This is a genomic window from uncultured Campylobacter sp., assembly GCF_938002845.1.
In the GTDB taxonomy this organism is placed as follows: Bacteria; Campylobacterota; Campylobacteria; order Campylobacterales; family Campylobacteraceae; genus Campylobacter_B.
Map to the genome: position 1 here is coordinate 1 of NZ_CALKZP010000002.1, position 15,171 is coordinate 15,171.

General features: G+C 45.6%; 16 protein-coding genes. 2 read left to right on the forward strand and 14 right to left on the reverse strand.

The features are described from left to right. Positions 1 to 390: glycoside hydrolase family protein (locus Q0224_RS00020; RefSeq protein ID WP_297947922.1), on the forward strand; the 390-nt coding region annotated here is incomplete at its 5' end. Here Q0224_RS00020 and Q0224_RS00025 read toward each other — a convergent pair. The 14 genes from Q0224_RS00025 to Q0224_RS00090 form a co-directional block, all read right to left on the reverse strand. After that, positions 374 to 5,179 carry a hypothetical protein gene (locus Q0224_RS00025; RefSeq protein ID WP_297947924.1) on the reverse strand — a complete coding sequence of 1,602 codons (4,806 nt, stop codon included), beginning with the start codon at positions 5,177 to 5,179 and terminating at the stop codon, positions 374 to 376. The genes Q0224_RS00020 and Q0224_RS00025 overlap by 17 nt on opposite strands. Beyond that, a complete protein-coding gene (locus Q0224_RS00030) occupies positions 5,166 to 6,107 on the reverse strand; it encodes a hypothetical protein (protein WP_297947926.1) in 942 nt (313 codons plus the stop codon). The genes Q0224_RS00025 and Q0224_RS00030 overlap by 14 nt, the downstream gene beginning before the upstream one ends. 54 nt (positions 6,108 to 6,161) lie before the next feature. Beyond that, positions 6,162 to 6,689 (reverse strand): hypothetical protein, encoded by a 528-nt coding sequence (locus Q0224_RS00035; protein WP_297904362.1) that lies wholly within the window; start codon positions 6,687 to 6,689, stop codon positions 6,162 to 6,164. Further along, complete coding sequence (locus tag Q0224_RS00040; protein WP_297904360.1) at positions 6,682 to 6,933, reverse strand: hypothetical protein; 252 nt, start codon at positions 6,931 to 6,933, stop codon at positions 6,682 to 6,684. The genes Q0224_RS00035 and Q0224_RS00040 overlap by 8 nt, the downstream gene beginning before the upstream one ends. Further along, a complete protein-coding gene (locus tag Q0224_RS00045) occupies positions 6,911 to 8,464 on the reverse strand; it encodes a hypothetical protein (protein ID WP_297947928.1) in 1,554 nt (517 codons plus the stop codon). The genes Q0224_RS00040 and Q0224_RS00045 overlap by 23 nt, the downstream gene beginning before the upstream one ends. Continuing rightward, on the reverse strand, positions 8,445 to 8,696 hold the full coding sequence (locus Q0224_RS00050; RefSeq protein ID WP_297904354.1) for a hypothetical protein: 252 nt from the start codon (positions 8,694 to 8,696) through the stop codon (positions 8,445 to 8,447). The genes Q0224_RS00045 and Q0224_RS00050 overlap by 20 nt, the downstream gene beginning before the upstream one ends. Beyond that, positions 8,690 to 10,048 (reverse strand): terminase family protein, encoded by a 1,359-nt coding sequence (locus Q0224_RS00055; RefSeq protein WP_297904351.1) that lies wholly within the window; start codon positions 10,046 to 10,048, stop codon positions 8,690 to 8,692. The genes Q0224_RS00050 and Q0224_RS00055 overlap by 7 nt, the downstream gene beginning before the upstream one ends. Continuing rightward, a complete protein-coding gene (locus tag Q0224_RS00060; protein ID WP_297947931.1) occupies positions 10,029 to 10,526 on the reverse strand; it encodes a hypothetical protein in 498 nt (165 codons plus the stop codon). Before Q0224_RS00060 ends, Q0224_RS00055 begins: the two co-directional genes overlap by 20 nt. After that, on the reverse strand, positions 10,511 to 11,014 hold the full coding sequence (locus tag Q0224_RS00065) for a DUF1064 domain-containing protein (protein ID WP_297947933.1): 504 nt from the start codon (positions 11,012 to 11,014) through the stop codon (positions 10,511 to 10,513). Before Q0224_RS00065 ends, Q0224_RS00060 begins: the two co-directional genes overlap by 16 nt. A gap of 689 nt (positions 11,015 to 11,703) precedes the next feature. Next, on the reverse strand, positions 11,704 to 11,970 hold the full coding sequence (locus Q0224_RS00070) for a type II toxin-antitoxin system RelE/ParE family toxin (protein ID WP_297947935.1): 267 nt from the start codon (positions 11,968 to 11,970) through the stop codon (positions 11,704 to 11,706). Next, complete coding sequence (locus Q0224_RS00075; RefSeq protein ID WP_297947938.1) at positions 11,964 to 12,185, reverse strand: hypothetical protein; 222 nt, start codon at positions 12,183 to 12,185, stop codon at positions 11,964 to 11,966. Before Q0224_RS00075 ends, Q0224_RS00070 begins: the two co-directional genes overlap by 7 nt. Positions 12,186 to 12,879: 694 nt before the next feature. Continuing rightward, complete coding sequence (locus Q0224_RS00080) at positions 12,880 to 13,143, reverse strand: hypothetical protein (RefSeq protein WP_297947940.1); 264 nt, start codon at positions 13,141 to 13,143, stop codon at positions 12,880 to 12,882. Continuing rightward, positions 13,140 to 13,745, reverse strand: coding sequence for a hypothetical protein (locus tag Q0224_RS00085; protein ID WP_297947942.1), 606 nt, complete (start codon positions 13,743 to 13,745; stop codon positions 13,140 to 13,142). The genes Q0224_RS00080 and Q0224_RS00085 overlap by 4 nt, the downstream gene beginning before the upstream one ends. Next, entirely contained in the window at positions 13,742 to 14,755 is a 1,014-nt protein-coding gene (locus Q0224_RS00090; protein ID WP_297947945.1) for a winged helix-turn-helix domain-containing protein, read from the reverse strand. The genes Q0224_RS00085 and Q0224_RS00090 overlap by 4 nt, the downstream gene beginning before the upstream one ends. Before the next feature lie 85 nt (positions 14,756 to 14,840). On the opposite strand from Q0224_RS00090, the gene Q0224_RS00095 reads away from it, so the two are divergent. Further along, positions 14,841 to 15,026 (forward strand): hypothetical protein, encoded by a 186-nt coding sequence (locus tag Q0224_RS00095; protein ID WP_297904328.1) that lies wholly within the window; start codon positions 14,841 to 14,843, stop codon positions 15,024 to 15,026. Positions 15,027 to 15,171 lie beyond the last annotated feature (145 nt).

A 15,171-nucleotide genomic window follows, 5' to 3' on the forward strand; every position in this document is an offset into this window, starting at 1 on the left:
AAAGACAGCCTCGGAAAGGCTACGATAGGATACGGCTTTTTGGTAGCCGCTCTTAGCCCCGATGAGCTAGCGTTAAATAACGGCAAGGCGGAGCCGATGAGCCGAGAAGTAGCGGAAAAAATATTAAATTTAAAGGTTTCCAAGCTCAAAAAGCGGGTTTTTCAGTGCCTGCCGTGGCTTGCGGATAAACCTCAAGGCGTGCAAGACACCCTAATCGAAATGGCATATCAGCTAGGACTTGCAGGGCTTATGGGCTTCCGCCATACTCTGGGCTGCATAGAAGCAGGCGATTACGCACAAGCGGCAAGAAATTTAAAAGCAAGCCTGCTTTACCGCCAAACCCCCAAAAGGGTTGAAGGCTACATAAAAGCGCTTAATCTTTTTTCTTAAGCTTCTTTTTAGCAGCGTCTTTCATCTGCCCGCTAACGCTATAATCTGCGCTATTAAAGCCTAAAAACTTCGCTACACTTTGAGCTTTCGTTTTAGGAAGCATTACGTTGTTTCGCTTTCTGCCCTTCTCATCTCTGCTTAGATCACTTACTAAATTTATTCCGCTGCTTACTCCGCCCGGCATAGGCGTAAAGCCTTGAAGCAGCCAATTTAGATAATCGTATGCCTGCGCGGGAATAGGCTTGGTATCTTTAGTGATCGGGCGGTTATTGTAAAGCATCCTAGGCTTTCCGTCCGCCATCATCGAAAACAGCGCATAAGCTCCCTGCGTCGCCGGACCGCTAGCAAGCCCTTTAGCGTAGTTTGCCGGAGCGGTTAGATTCATATAAGGAAGATACCTATCCATCTTAATCGTGCGAACTCGATCGCCGTCGCGCCATACTGCTACGCTGCGTCCTTTGATATCATCAGGGATCTTATCACTATACGGATTAGCTTCGCCCGTAACCTTATATTGCCAATATCCTAAAGCCGCTAGCATAGGCAGGATCTTTTTAGCTCCATCTACCGGGTGGCGAGCTAGGTAGCGCCCCATTGCAGGCATTACGTAATAGCTCCACGAAATAAAAGGGGCGATGCCGCTATCTCTAAGCGCTCTCATACCCGCAGGCATTTGGCGCGAATAATCTGGTATCCAGCTATTGGTTGCGATCTTTGCGCTTTTTGGATCTAGCCCCTTGTCAATATAGTGAGAAAATAACGCTAGCCTTCCTACATTATCCTCCCCTGCATATAGCGCGCCCGCCTTATCGGCAACTGCTCCTAACGCGTCGCCCGCCTTTTGAGCCGCAGAGGCTACGACGCTTTGTTTGCCTGCGGCATCTCCATCTATTATGCGGGCGATCTTTCCCTGCCTAAGCTCTTTTGTAGTGCGGGCAAAGCCGTTTTGAATATCAAGCAAGGAGCTTCTGCCAAAAAGTCCCTCGTCCTCGGCGAGCTTGTAGGTTTGAATCTCTTTTTCGCGCATAAGTTGCGCGTATTCCCTGCGCTCTGCGGGGCTTAGTTTAGAAGTAACGTTTTTTAGCCTTAGCTGCTTGTAGCGGTTGATCGCTCCATTTCCTATCTGCGCGCGGGTAAACTTTGCCATAGAGGCTACGACCTGCTTGGCGCTCATCCCCGCAAGATTTAATAAAAATCCGTTTGAGACGTAGTTGCCTACGTGAGCGGTCTGCGACCATACGGTCTTACTCATCTTCCAAATCGAGAGGTATTTTTTCCATCCGTCTATTAGCACACCCATATCACCACTTTGCGCGAAGGATGAGATTATATCGCTTTTGATATCCTTTCGCACCCATTGCCCCGCAAGCGCGCCGTAGCTATCGCTTTTGGGCATTTGAGCGTATCCCTCGCGCCCTAGCTCCTTTTTAATCGCGTCATCTAAATCAAGCTTGCCGTAGCGGGCTTTAATCTCGGTATTGGGTATCACTGCGCCACCGCTTAATTCGCTAACGGATTTTAAAAACTTAGCGTTTTCTATCATATCGTTTAACTTATTTAGGGTCTGCGGTATGCTAAAAGCAGCATCTCTTATCTCCCCCATAGCCGAACGCTCATCTTTAGTATAATCCCTCCAAAGCTCAATTTTACCATTAGGCTTTTCTACTACGCGCACGCCGCCTTTATTGTAAGCCTGATCCATAGACTTTGCAATCTGCGGGTTTTTAGATAGAAACTTATCCATCGCTTCCCTATCTTTAAACTCTTTAAACGCAAAGCCTCTGCTGTGAATTTCATCTACCTTTTTACCGCTTGAAAACACTGAGTTGATGCGATCTTTTAGATGCTTTTCATAAGAGCGAGCAAGATATTGCCCCGCTAGCGCGTCTCTGCTAGCCTTATCTAAAACGCCTAAATCCACGAGCTTAGCACTCATATCGTCGATCTGACGTCTTAGCGCGTCTGCTAGTGGCTTTAGCTCAGGCTTAATGGCATTTCCTTCACCCACCATATATTCATGCATAGCTACGCGATCTGCGTCATCTAAGCCGCTAAGCGCGGATTGTAGATTTTCCATTTTAGCGCTATATGCGCTTTTGGCGCTGAATAGCTCGTCGTTTCGCAAAAGATAATCCGCGCCTTTGGTTTCGCTTAATGCGCGCCTTGCAAAGCGAGCTGCATTAATAGCGCCATTTTTTAAATTCTGTGCTAAGCTTTGAGAGCCGGATAAAATTTCATAAGCGATATTTTTAAACTCTTTATTGATATGCTCGCTTGCCATTTGCCTTGCGTAGCTTAGTCCTATATCCTTGCCGCTTAAATCCTTTAGCTCTGAAGCGGAGTTTGCGCCTACGGCTTTAAGATAGGAGCGCATATTGCTTAAGATGCTAGGCTTATCTTTTGCCGCAGCTTCTATATCCTGCGCTATCTCGCCTACCTTAGCGCCTCCTTTTAGCTTTGAAACCAAAGAGGGTGCATTTACTAGCCCAAGCCCGCCTAACGCTCCGATAAAAGCGCCTCTTGCTCTATTTTTATCATCTAGCGCTGCACCTGTGGCTGCTCCGGCTCCAGCGCTTGCGATATTAGCAGGGATTGCGCTAGAGCTAAAACCTTTAATCATATTCTCGCCGTTTTGTGGTATAATATCTGTAGCGGTGTCTAGCCCTTGATTTCTCATCGCTTGTGGGGTGCTTAGGCTAGAGAGTGTGTCCCCACCCCTAATCGCTTCATCCGCTTCGCGAAGTGCGGGAGTTTTAAATTCCATAGGTTTTTTAAGATTTCTATCAGAGTAAAAGGTTATAATATCGTCATTGCTGTAAAGGCTGCTATTTGGGTTTAATCCCTTTTTGGCGGCTTCATCGCTTCCATTTAAGGTTGAGGTAATAGTCTGGGTTGTCGGACTTCCTTTTTTGGGAGCGATGACGGCTCTAAACCTCACTCCGTCTTTATCCTGCCATTCGTATATTTTTAACCCATTTTTGTCGATAAAAGGCTCTTTGTATTTATCTAAATACTTACGCATATTCTCGCCCATATTTAAAAGCTCGCTTTGACTAACATAGCCCTCGGCATTTTTGTCTTTTAAATGCCTTATTCGTATATGGTCGGCACCTTTATTTTTATCCCCTTTAGCATATCTTAACGCATCCTCTACGCTATTTAAATCTTGTTTTATAGGCGTTGCTGCTTTGCTATTATAAGTAACGTTGTAGATGCCGCGCTTCTCTTTTTGTATGGCTTTAGGATTGGTAATTGCTAAGATCTGATCTAAATACGCGTTATTATTAGCGGGGTTTGTAGCTCTTAAAATCTCATCTAAAAACGGATTAGGCGCTTGCGCTGCTGCGGTCTCTGCCTTATCTGCTCCTTTTGCTGCTTCGCTCATCTTTTTTGGAGCAATCCCGGCTGCTTCCTCAAGCTCTGAGCGAATGGCCTTTATCACGTTTTCGTCAAGTCCGAAAAGATTAGGATTATTTAAAATTCCCTCTGCGACAGAATTTTGTGGTATAATAGTGTTATCGGTCGGCGAAAAATGCTCCTTGCCGGTATTCATTTGCGCCCCGAGCACTTGTTGCTTATGTTGAGAGTTGGACGCCTCAGCCGCCGCTTCAAAATTTTGTGGTATAATAATTTTATCAGTGACCGCCCCCGCATTATCTGCGGCAGCCATTGTCCGAGAAGTATCGGAGTATCGGTTGAGGCGCGCCGATTGGTCGCTGCTTAATGGAGGGCTTAATAATTCGCCATCCGCCCGCGTTTGCGGAGCGGTCGTCCCAGCGGGCGTCGGGACGCCCTCTCTTAGATTTTGGTAGTCCAAGCTTTGCGCTGCCTTTTGCGTTTGTTCGCTTGCTTTGCCTAGCACCCCTTTAGCTAAAATCGGAACGCGGCTAAGTCCGCCTAAAATAGCATTTGCCCCACCCCAAATAGTGCTTTCAAGCCCCGCTTGCTTTAGATCGGGCTTTTCCTGTCCGTAAGCTCTAGCCCCTCCGGTAAAGCCTCCCATTATCGCGCCGTTTGCCGCAGATCCTGCGGCGTTGCCGATGCGAGTAGCTACCTTTTGGCTAGCGCCTAATGCTTTTGCTAAGCGGGCGGCCTTTGCGCTATGGCCTAGCATCGCAGGAGCTAGTGCAGTAGCATCTGCTATCTCGCCTGCTGCTTGCCAACCTTTCATATCGTTATCGCCGAAGTTTTCAATTTTATTTATCGCCGAGCTTGCTAAATTTGAGTTCTCGCGAAAGAAATCCCTAGCTTTGTCCGCTCCGTAAAAATCTGCGGTATCTGCTAAAACGTTATTAATGCCTCTAGCTAGCTTTTGATTGGCTGCAGCTTGACCCGTTACGAAGTTTTTTAATCCTCGTGCTATTATGCGGGTAGTGCCTGCGCCTCCCGTTTGTCCTACTGCCTCCGCGCTTTGAGAAAAGGTTTGCCCTAGCTCGTCTGCGGTATCTTTTAAGCTCTTGCCTGCATTATCAAAGCCTAGTGCGTCCGCTCCTGCGCCTAATGCACGAAGTCCTAGCTCGCCAGCTTTTTGGCTTACTAGCCCTGCACCCGCTAAAGCCTTATCACTTATGGCTTCTGCGGTATCTAGCGCAGGGGCAAGCTTAGAGCCCATCTGCCTAAAAAAGCGCTGCGTATCGCTAGGTCCGTCCGCGCTTGTTTCGCTTATTGGGGTTAGGGTTTTATTTCCTATTTTTATGGAGTTTATCGGGCTTAGTGTCTTTGATCCGATCTTTATGGGAGCTACATTTATGGGCGTTAAGGTTTTGCCCCCGATCTTAATTCCACTCATAAACTTGTCCGTCCTTGCGTGCTTTCTTTACTCCATCATCATCGATAAAAATTTCATAGCCTTGTTTAATAGCCTCTAAATCATCATCATCGTAATCTATGCCGCCTCCCTCTGCGCCTAGTGCGGAATATCCCGCCGCTATGCGATCGGTAATAGCTTTGCGCTGCTTATCGTCTAGCTGCGAAAACTGCGGGCTGGAGGCAAAATCGTTTAGTGCTTTAAGCTCATCTGCCTTAGCCTTTCTTGCGGCGTTTTGATTTTGTGCGTCAAGCTCTGCACTTTTTAGCTCATTGGCGCGATCTAAGCCCGCCGCGCGAGCTTGCATATATGCTTGTTGCGCCTGAGCTTGCGCGTTTGCTCTAGCGGCATCCTCGGCATCCTTGACGCTGCGGTAATTAAAACCTGCCATCCACTGGGCCCCATTTGCAGCTCTTGCGGCGTCATCTTGATAGGCTTTTTCTCTAGCGCCTAGCACGTTTAGTGCTGCGTTCGCATTAGCTCTAGCCCACTCGTTATTTGCTTTGGTATTGGCTAAGTTTATGATATTGGCTAGATATGAGTTTACGCTTCCTAGCATTGAGTTATCAAGCCGCCCCTGCGCGGTTTGAGGGGCAAAGCCGTAAGCGTCCCTGCCTATATTAGCAATTGCGCCCGCCCCGTTTAAGGCGCGTCCTTTAGAGCTTAGAGCGTTTCCGATATTATTTAAGCTTTGGCTGTAAGCGTCGTTTGCGCCGCCGTAGGCTTGAGCGCCTAGCTTGATAAAGCTATTATTGGCTAAATCCGCGCCTGCTCTTGAGTTTTGTTGATTGTAGATATTGTTGCCTGCCCCGAATAGTCCGCTAAGAGGTGATTGCATAGCGTTGAGATTTTGCGCGAAATCTGCGGACTTACGAGCATAGTCGTAGTCGTTTTGATTAAAGTATGCCATAAAATCCTGCCTTTTTGCTTTATGCTAACAAAAAGGCGCGGATTATTTAAAGGGCTATTTGCTTATGAGTTTGCTAATAGCTCGCCCGACATCGCCTGCTCTTGCCTTGCCTTCGCGAATTCGCTTAAGCGTCTCATCCTCGCCTGCATCGTCTGCCGAGCTAGTGCCGTCGTTAGTGATCGGATCGGGCTTGCTTTGCGGTGCTACGGTGGCTTTAAGACCTTTGACGAAAATCTCCAGACCCTCCTTGCTGATTTTAAACTGCTTCGCAAGCTCGGGGCTGGTTTGCGCGAGCTTATCAAGTCCTTCCTCGATAGTTTTCTTACTCAGCTCGGGATTAGCGCTTATGACATCTGCGAGATTTAGATTATATGTCGCGGCTTCTTGTTGCTTTTCAAGCTGTGCGCGCAATTCATCTATGCCTAGGGCTTGCTTTGCGGCTGCAAGTTGAGCGCCTATATCTACTTGAGGCATCGTCATTTGGGGCTGTGGGGGCACCATTTGAGGAGGTGTCGTTTGAGGCATCGCGTATGGATCTTGCGGCTGCACCTGAGGTTCTTGAGGTTGAATGTCATCATTCATCTTTTTCTCCTTGTGTGGTTTGGTATTGTTCTAAAAAAAAGCCGTAAAGGCTTTGAGCAAAGCTTAGAGCGTCTATGCGCTCAAGCATATTTATCCTAGCATCCTTGCTTAACTCCTGCCCCGCTGCGTCCTTTCCGCTGCAAGCATAGCGGTATAGTGCGCTTTTTTGCGCTTCTAAAACCGCATTGATCTCGGCATAAGGCTCGGAGCTCATAAAATCTTTAAGCGCTTTGAGTTTCTGCAAAATCTATCTCTCCCGGAAAAAGTTCATCTACGTTTTTTTGACCCATCTCGCGCAACTCGTCTCGCACTAAGCCCTCTAGGACTCGCACATACTCGCGCACCTTTTCTTTCGCGCCCATCTCGCTTAGCATCTTTATCATCGTTAGTAGGCTTTGTTTAGCCGCTCCGATATTATTTATCTTAGTGTCGCGGCTCATTACGCCTACGCCTGCGTTTATGCTAACGCGCAGCTCTATTTTCTTATCCCTATCATATCCGCTAAGCGCCTCGGTGATTTTATGGCGATATATTAAGCTTACGATACGAGAGATAAAGGGCTCAAAAAAGCTCTCGTTGTAGCTCGTAACTATATCATCTATCGTAGCGTTACCGCTTTGAGCTAGCAAGCTCATCCCCGTAGCGTTTCTAGGATCGGAGCTAGCAGAAATGCCTTGCACCATCTTAGGCATTCCACCTACTTCTTGGATCTCTGCATCCAAGCTTTGCGTATCAAAAACCGAGCCGTTGATATTAGGGGCGGGGATCTCCTTAATCGCTGCTAAATTTGAAACGACTACCTTAGGGCTAAGAGATGCTAAATCATCGTCCCTTAACCCACTGCTTCTATCGGCGAAATATCTGGGATTAAGCTGCAAATAAACGGCGTCCATCTGCTGATTTCGCACGGCTATAAATTGGCGCTGCAGATCTATCATCGGTTCAATATAGCTTGCCCCGTATGAGCGCACTGCCCCTCTTTCCTCAATCCTACAAAACTGCGGATAAGCTACCGCAAAAAAGAAGGGGCATCCGTCATGAAGGGGAAGATCAAGGCGCAAAAACCTATCGTTTATGCAGGTGCTAATAAACCAATCATCGCCGATTTTGCGATAAATCTCTTGCACCGCTATTCTGCGGTATTCTCCTAAATCCGAGCTTTGAAGGCCGCTAGGACTTTTGGAGGTGTTTTCACCGCTTATGGTGTCTAGATCTATCTTTTCATCCTTTAGCTCTTTAGCGAAGTTTCTTTTAATATCGGCAATCGTCATATAGAAGCGATCGACGTAGTATTTAGCATCGAAATGATTTTTAGCATGCGGATCTATTAGCACCTCACTTAGCCTTTTAGGCACAACCTTAACCTCATTATCCGCCCAATAAACCTTTGCGATAGAAGTTCCGTAAACGAGCATCGCAATTATGCTTTCGTGAATGCGGGAGTAAAGATTTAGCCTTGCTCTGCTTAGAGTATTTAGTTCATTTTGTAAGATGGCGCTAAGCTGCGCGTCGCCTCTAACCTCAATATCCGCAAGACTAGGATTAGCAAAATAGGTCTTTAATATCTCTTTAGTGATGCGGCGGACCTTGGCAAAGATTATCTTTTGTGCGACGTGAGATTTATGGCGAGCTTTTAAAGTCCTTTTCTTTTTTTCATCCATTAGAGCTAAATACCCGCTCTCTAGATATAAAAAGTCATCTTTTACAAAGTCAAATCCCTTTACCGCCTCATCTCGAAGCTTTAGAATTTGAGCTTTAATCTCCTCTTTTTTCAAGTCTTTTTCTCCTCCTTCTTACCCGGTATTTATCTACTTCAAGCGCGGCTGCTATAAAATCATCTCTAAAGCCGTGCCTTATTAGCTCATCTATAGCCTCTCCCTCGATTAAGGTTACAGGAGCGCCTCCTGCATCTCTTGCGTTGCTTAAAAGAGCAAAGACATTGCCTCCTGCCAGCTTTAATAGGGCATAATAGCTAGCCTCCCTGCCTAAATGCCACGCATCTACCATAGCAAATCTCCCGTTTGAAACTCCCCATCCGTTTCCTCCTCGTAAAAATCCATCTCATCAAAAAAGCTAAGCGCCAAAGCATCTGCGCGATCGGGCGAGCGAGCAAGTCTAGCGCGAATTTTCTTTTTAGATTCAAGCCTTATTTTGCCTGTGTTTTCGTCAATCTCGTAACGGATATCGCCTAGTTCGCCTATTAGCTTTTCATCTCTAGGCAGGCAAAGAAGTGCGATATTTTCTTTTAGCCTTGCATAAATTTCATAGCGCTTATTGTAAAAGCCCTCTTTGAAGCTTTTTTCTCTTACGTCGGCGCGATAAACGGGTAAGCCTTTGGCGTTTAATATACTCCAAACTCCTGCGCCTATGCCGATGACGTCGATGAAAATAGCGTTAGGCTTTTGCGCCGCTTTTTTATATTCAGCGCAGATCGCATCGGCTAGTGGAGCGGAATCGAGCTTTTTAAACTCGCAAAAAGGCTCTATGAAAAAGCCCTTACGCTTACATAGCACAGAGCTATCATCTCCGTATTCTGCAGGATCTAACCCCCAAATCACAGCGCCGCTTCGGTCTATCTCACGTCCTACGGCAAGCTCAAGCGCGCTTAAATCAAAGAGATTATCGCTGCCTTGAAGCGGGAATTCGCCTAAAATCCTAACCCGATAAGCATTGCTATCTCTGCCGTAAAGAGCGCGGGCGCGCTCGATCTGCTCTTTGGCTACATTTGCACTCTGTTCTGCGTTAAAGGTAAAGCTATGCCAAAGCTCCTGCTTAAAAGCTTCGTAAAAAAATCCGCTCGTGCGGGTAGGGTTTCCGACCATAATCATCGCATTTGATGCCCCACTTAGAGCTCCGAAAATTATTTCAAATATCGTCTCATCCACACCGCTAGCCTCATCCACTAAAAATAGCAGATGCTTAGCATGAAAGCCTTGCAGGGCTTCAGGGGTTTCTTTGCGAGCTGTGCGAAGGGCTATGAAGTTGCCGTTAGAAAAATTGATCTCATCGCTTTTAGGCGTGATCTCATCGCGTAAAATTTTAGGAAGCTTGGCTATCCATTTGCGAATTTCAGGCATCAACGTAAGAAGTAGCTGCGGAGTAGAGGGGGCGGTAATAGGAATTTTAGCATCCTCCTTAATTAGCGCCCACCAAATAGCAACCCAAGCAAGCGAGGTGCTCTTGCCTACGCCATGCCCGCTTTTAATAGCGATGAAGCGATCTCCTGCATCCACCGCGCGAATAAATGCAAGCTGTTGTGTAGAGGGCTCGGCGCGCAGGACGAAACGCACGAAGGTCTCAAGCTTAGATGCGATACGGGCGAACTTCTCAAGCTCGGGCTTAGAGCTCTGAACTATCATCTATTGCCTCCACATCCACTACGTTTTTATCTGATTTGTCAAAATTTATCAAAATATTGGTGATTTCGTTTTTATCCGTGCCTATGATCTCAGTGCCTGCAGCCTCGATTATATTTTTAGCTAAAAGCGCGAAAGAGCGGAAATCATTTGAACTAATGCGACCATCCTCCTCATCTTTTAGCATCTTAGCCTTTAATTTTTGTTGCGCCCAGCAAAGCTCTGCGTATTGGCTAGCTACTACTTGCGAAAACTCCGGTAGATTAGCTTTAGCTTCGAGCGCTCTTTTATCTTTCGCATCTTGTTTTAAGATCTCGCGAACCCAATTTTCAGAGTTAGCCCAACCTCGCACCTCTTTTTCAGCAAGACCTAATCGTGCCGCTATCTCAGGCGGGCTTAAGCGCTCCTCGCGCATTATCTTAAAAGCTTCCTTTTTAAGCAGGGCGCGGTTTATGTTTTGCTCGCTCATATTTCTATCCAAGCTTCCTTATGATATTTAACCGCGCGAAAAACTATATTAGGGTTTTGAAAACAAAGGATTTTGGATTTGATACGAAAAACCTTATCCTGCGCCGTAAAATCGGACTTAACATCCTCAACTATGCTAAGTCCCTCTTGCTCGTAAGAAAAATCTGCGATATAGGTAATAGCGCGTCTTGCCCTGCCTAAGCGGTCTTTAAATCCGGGCTGAAGCGTAAAGCCGGGATGGATACAAAGCGCGCTTATGCGCCCTGCTTTTTCAAGCGTTTTTAAATAGACGTAGCGATTAGCTTCGCTAGCGCTGTCAAAGGTGTAGCCATCAAGAAGGGTTTTATTATGAGGGATTTTGCCTGTGCTTTTAACACAAAAAGAGCTTTTGCGGGCTCTAGCAATAGCACGAGCTTTGATGATCGCTTTTTTAAGAGCGGGGCTAGAGGAGATCAGAGCATCGGCACTAGCGCCGGAGCTTGCGAAAAAAATCTTAGCCATCGCTACTTTTGCAAAGCAACCTGATAAAGATAGCTAAAAAACGCGCAGATATATGTAGCCAAGAAGCCTCCTTTATGATTGCGCGCAAGTTTAGCCGAAAAATTTTAAGAGTGGGTTAGTAGAAAACGCAGAAAAATCGGAAGCGACGTTCCGACTTCGCAGACTTAACGATGAAACTCCCGCCTTGCGGGGATTAGCGCCGCACTATTAATAGCTAAAAAATCGCTTAATTTTTAAAATTTACCACCAAAAACCGCTACTTTCCAAAAAAAATCGGAAACTCCTTTTCGTAGACATAAGCGCTGTAATTCGCCTAAGCTTTGCAAAAATAATCTAAACGATAAGAGTTAGGCGATGAGGAAAAGCGAAGTTAAACCGAAGTATCTAAGAGTGGCGCGATGAGGTAAAAAAAGACCACAAAATCGCTTATTTCAAAGACGACGCCCAAAGAGCCAAAGCCGTCCAGTGGCTAAGATCTGTGGGTGTAGAGCTGAAAGATGGCGTGTATTTATATCTGTTGCAAAATGCAATGGCTTTTGGGGCGCGCCTCGAATAAAAAGCTAAATATTTCAAAAGGATTTAAGGGCAGCTAGTATCAAGCGAAACCGCCCTCAAAGGACTTTTAAAACATGGAAATTTTATCCTATGTTAGCCAAATCTTAGCTGAAATTAAAGCTCCTTCCTCCGCTTTATTCTTGCCATTTATTGGCTTTGTAGATGCCTAGCAGTTTAACGCTGTCGCCGTCAATTAGATATGGCATTATGTAACCCCTAGCGATGAGTTCTCTTTCATCGTTCGCAATCGCGCGTCCTAGTTTAGGATTATCGCCTAATAGCTCCGCCGCGTCTAGTAGCTTACTAACAAAATCCCGCGCTTTATTTGGGCTATCTTTTGCGATGAAGTCGAATACTGCTTTTAACTCGCGATTAAATCTTGCTGTGCGCTTGATTACCATTTCGCTACTTCGTCGCGTATTCCGTCAAACGGATAGGTTTCAAGCTCGCCGCGCCTGATAGCCTCTGCGTCCGCTTCATATTCGCTAAAACGCGACTGATATTTTACTTCGTCGCTTAGGTTTAATTTAGCGCCGTCAAGCTTAGCTAGCGTGATTAATATCGCTTTGGCTTTTTCTATGAAATCGGCGTTAGCCTGTATGGTTAGGGTTTGCATTTCTTAGCCTTTGTTTTAAGATCCTAGAGATATTTTAACTTCTTGAGGCTTAGGGTTTGATTACGAATGGGTGCAAGAGGGGTGTAAGAGAAAAGGCATATATGAATAGCAGTTAGGGATTTCTTAAAGTCGTTTAAACCCCCATTCTAGCGATGTTTGAGAAGGGTTTAGAAAGGCAAAAAATGCTCGAAACTTAAAATGTCACAACTCGTTGTCGTTTCCTCCTTATTAAGGCTCTAACCCCCTTTTTATCGTGCTTTGCTTGCTACCCTGTGTCAAAATGAGACAAAACGCATAAACGCTTAAGAGCTAAAATTTAGGTGCAGTAAAAAATGGCTAAAGCTCTACTAAAGCCCCTATGCTAGAGCTTGGCAAGCTAAAACTTCAAGGTGCAAAAGACCCTCCCCACCCCCAAAACGAAAGCGCAAAAATTGATATATCATACCCCAAAATTTTATCTAAATTTTAAACTCGGGTGCCTATTTTGGAGCATTACAAATAGATTTTACGTTTAAAAATTCTCTTTTTAGAATGACAAGAAAAGATGGATTTAGCGGATGATTGTTTTAGATGGGATTTTGTGTTTTTATGCCTTAAAACTTATTTACAGAGCCTATAACGCATTTTAACCCTTGAGGTTAGTCTTGATATTACCCGAGCGTCGTTCGTTGAAATTTGAGCCGTTTGCGTGCGTTTAAATGGCGCTATTAAATTTTTTCCAATTCTCATCGGCGATCCTCTCGTATTTTTCTATGCTCTCGTGTTTGTGCGCGTGACACCACTCGTGGCAAGCTCTGCATACTGCGATCAGTTTGCGATCGTCCTTGTCCGCCCCATAGCGTCCGAATTTCACGTGATGCGGCTCAACGCTCGGAGCTTTGGCGCAAATTTGACACATCGGGTGCTCATAGGCTAGAAAGTTTTTAAATTTTTCAAACTCCGCCTTGGATAGTCTCATACCGACCTCACCTTCACTTTTTCAAGCAGCTTCGTAAAGCCCTCGGAGTTTGCGGGCGTTTGTTTGTTTTCGAGCTTCGGCGCCTCTTTAAGCCGCCCCTCTTTGGCGCGCTGAAAATTTTCGATGTTTTGTGCTAAAAGCTCGCCTCTATACTCGCCGATAGCGCATTGCTCTTTTAGAAGCGCCGTCAAAAATGCTACTTCGTCCGCCGCCGAAATCGCCTTTTTTGTGGTATCGTTGACAAATTCCCCAAATTCATTCATCGATATGCTCGTGCAGGTGAACGGATACACGCCGCACGCTATGAGTTTTCGCTTGAAGTATTGCGTTAGGAATTTTTTAAGCAGTGCGATATCCGAAAACGCGCATCCTCGCTTGAGTAGCCGCATTGTAGTTTCCCTCTGATACTCGTTGGCGGCATTGATGATCGTTTGAATAGCATTGTCGTATCTCGTCTTGAGGCTGAAAGCGAAATTTGCAAACTCGCCTAGGTCTTTATCCGCGATATTTTTAAGCGCGCCCTCGGCTAGAAATTTCACCTGCATCGGCGTAGCTCTGCCCTGAAACAAAATCTCGTTTATAAATTTTTCTTTGTAGCTCATCTGTGATCCTTCATCTCAATTTGTCGGCTACTCCGCAGTCTTTCGTCCTCTATGGCGATTTGCGTAGCTTTATCGTAGATCACGCTCATATCGCGGCTTAGGAAGTTGTTTTTTAGGATTGGATTATCGCTTGCAAACATCGGCACGTCTGCATATTCGTCATCTTGCCCGTCAGAACCAACCTTGCGCCGCAGAAATTGGCTTTCGTTTTTCGCCCAGTTCCTAACTGCCGCTTTCCAGTCTTTCATCGGAGCTCTCCCTACTACCCAGCCTTTGGCTTCGTAGAAATCGAAAAATGCCTCTGCGTCGATATTTTTACTAGCCTCTAGGCAATACGCCCTTATCTGCTCGATCGTAGGTTTTTGAAATTTTTTAGGCTTTGCGGGTTCTTGATTTTGGACGGGAGGCGAGAAATTATCGCTTTGCGAAAAATCGTCCGTGCGCTTTTGCGAAATCTCACTCTGTGCATTCGCTTCTCGCATGCGCGCGTTAGCGAGCGATAGCGAGCTATCCGTTTGAAATTTTTTTGAATTTTCTTCTGTAGGTGTGTTTGTTAATTTATATACATTCGCCGATTGGCTGAATGGACTCGCCGATTGGCTAAATCCACTCGCGCTTTGGCTTACTCCACTCGCGTCCTCGCTTTGTGGATTTTGCTTAGCATCCTCTTTTAAATTTTCGGCGTCGCTTCTATGCTCTTTAAGTAAGTAGCGATATTCGTCTGCGATGCTATACCACTTCGTGCGATCAAACTTATTTTTATTAAAATTCCCCGATATGATTATCCCTGCGTCCTCTAGCCTTTTTAACGTTTTTTGGATGGTGTTCGGGCTTAAATAATGGAATTTTTCCGCAAGTGCTTTAGCGGAGTTAAAAACCCAGCATCTGCCCTCGTAGAAGTTACGCTCGTTGCGCTCGTTTTCTACTAGCCAAAAAACTATCCAGTCCAATAATATCGCCTCTTGAAGTCCGTAGCGCTCTGCTACGTCGGTGTTAAATGAATGTCTCATATCCTGCTTCCTTAAATTTGACTTTCAGTTAAATCCTTCGTAGAATTCCGCCGCCAAGCTAAGAAATTCATCACAAAGGATTTAAATGACAGACAAAGAGATAGTTTTAGAGCTAACCAAACTCGCAATACAAGCAGAAATGCTCCGATCAAGACCGGAGGATGCTCCTAAAATGGTAGCGGAGGCGTTTAATACTATCGCTGAAAGTATTAAAGACGCCATGAGTAAGCTTAACGATGCAGATATCCATCTAGATCGAAATAAGAAATAATCATTTCTACCATCTTAGCTTGGTCTTTTTTGCTTGAGCGTTTGTCTAGCTCCGCTACTATTTTTTTAAGCGATTTTAAAAAGCGCTTGTTTTCAGCCTTTTTTTCATCGGCGTTTAACGTCGTTTGCATTTTTTATCCTTTCTG

What these genes read in the sequence shown, in the direction of transcription:
- Q0224_RS00025 (WP_297947924.1), bottom strand. Translation starts at nt 5,179, where the DNA reads ATGAGTGGAATTAAGATCGGGGGCAAAACCTTAACGCCCATAAATGTA.
- Q0224_RS00030 (WP_297947926.1), bottom strand. Translation starts at nt 6,107, where the DNA reads ATGGCATACTTTAATCAAAACGACTACGACTATGCTCGTAAGTCCGCA.
- Q0224_RS00035 (WP_297904362.1), bottom strand. Translation starts at nt 6,689, where the DNA reads ATGAATGATGACATTCAACCTCAAGAACCTCAGGTGCAGCCGCAAGAT.
- Q0224_RS00050 (WP_297904354.1), bottom strand. Translation starts at nt 8,696, where the DNA reads ATGGTAGATGCGTGGCATTTAGGCAGGGAGGCTAGCTATTATGCCCTA.
- Q0224_RS00055 (WP_297904351.1), bottom strand. Translation starts at nt 10,048, where the DNA reads ATGATAGTTCAGAGCTCTAAGCCCGAGCTTGAGAAGTTCGCCCGTATC.
- Q0224_RS00065 (WP_297947933.1), bottom strand. Translation starts at nt 11,014, where the DNA reads ATGGCTAAGATTTTTTTCGCAAGCTCCGGCGCTAGTGCCGATGCTCTG.
- Q0224_RS00070 (WP_297947935.1), bottom strand. Translation starts at nt 11,970, where the DNA reads ATGGTAATCAAGCGCACAGCAAGATTTAATCGCGAGTTAAAAGCAGTA.
- Q0224_RS00075 (WP_297947938.1), bottom strand. Translation starts at nt 12,185, where the DNA reads ATGCAAACCCTAACCATACAGGCTAACGCCGATTTCATAGAAAAAGCC.
- Q0224_RS00080 (WP_297947940.1), bottom strand. Translation starts at nt 13,143, where the DNA reads ATGAGACTATCCAAGGCGGAGTTTGAAAAATTTAAAAACTTTCTAGCC.
- Q0224_RS00085 (WP_297947942.1), bottom strand. Translation starts at nt 13,745, where the DNA reads ATGAGCTACAAAGAAAAATTTATAAACGAGATTTTGTTTCAGGGCAGA.
- Q0224_RS00090 (WP_297947945.1), bottom strand. Translation starts at nt 14,755, where the DNA reads ATGAGACATTCATTTAACACCGACGTAGCAGAGCGCTACGGACTTCAA.
- Q0224_RS00095 (WP_297904328.1), top strand. Translation starts at nt 14,841, where the DNA reads ATGACAGACAAAGAGATAGTTTTAGAGCTAACCAAACTCGCAATACAA.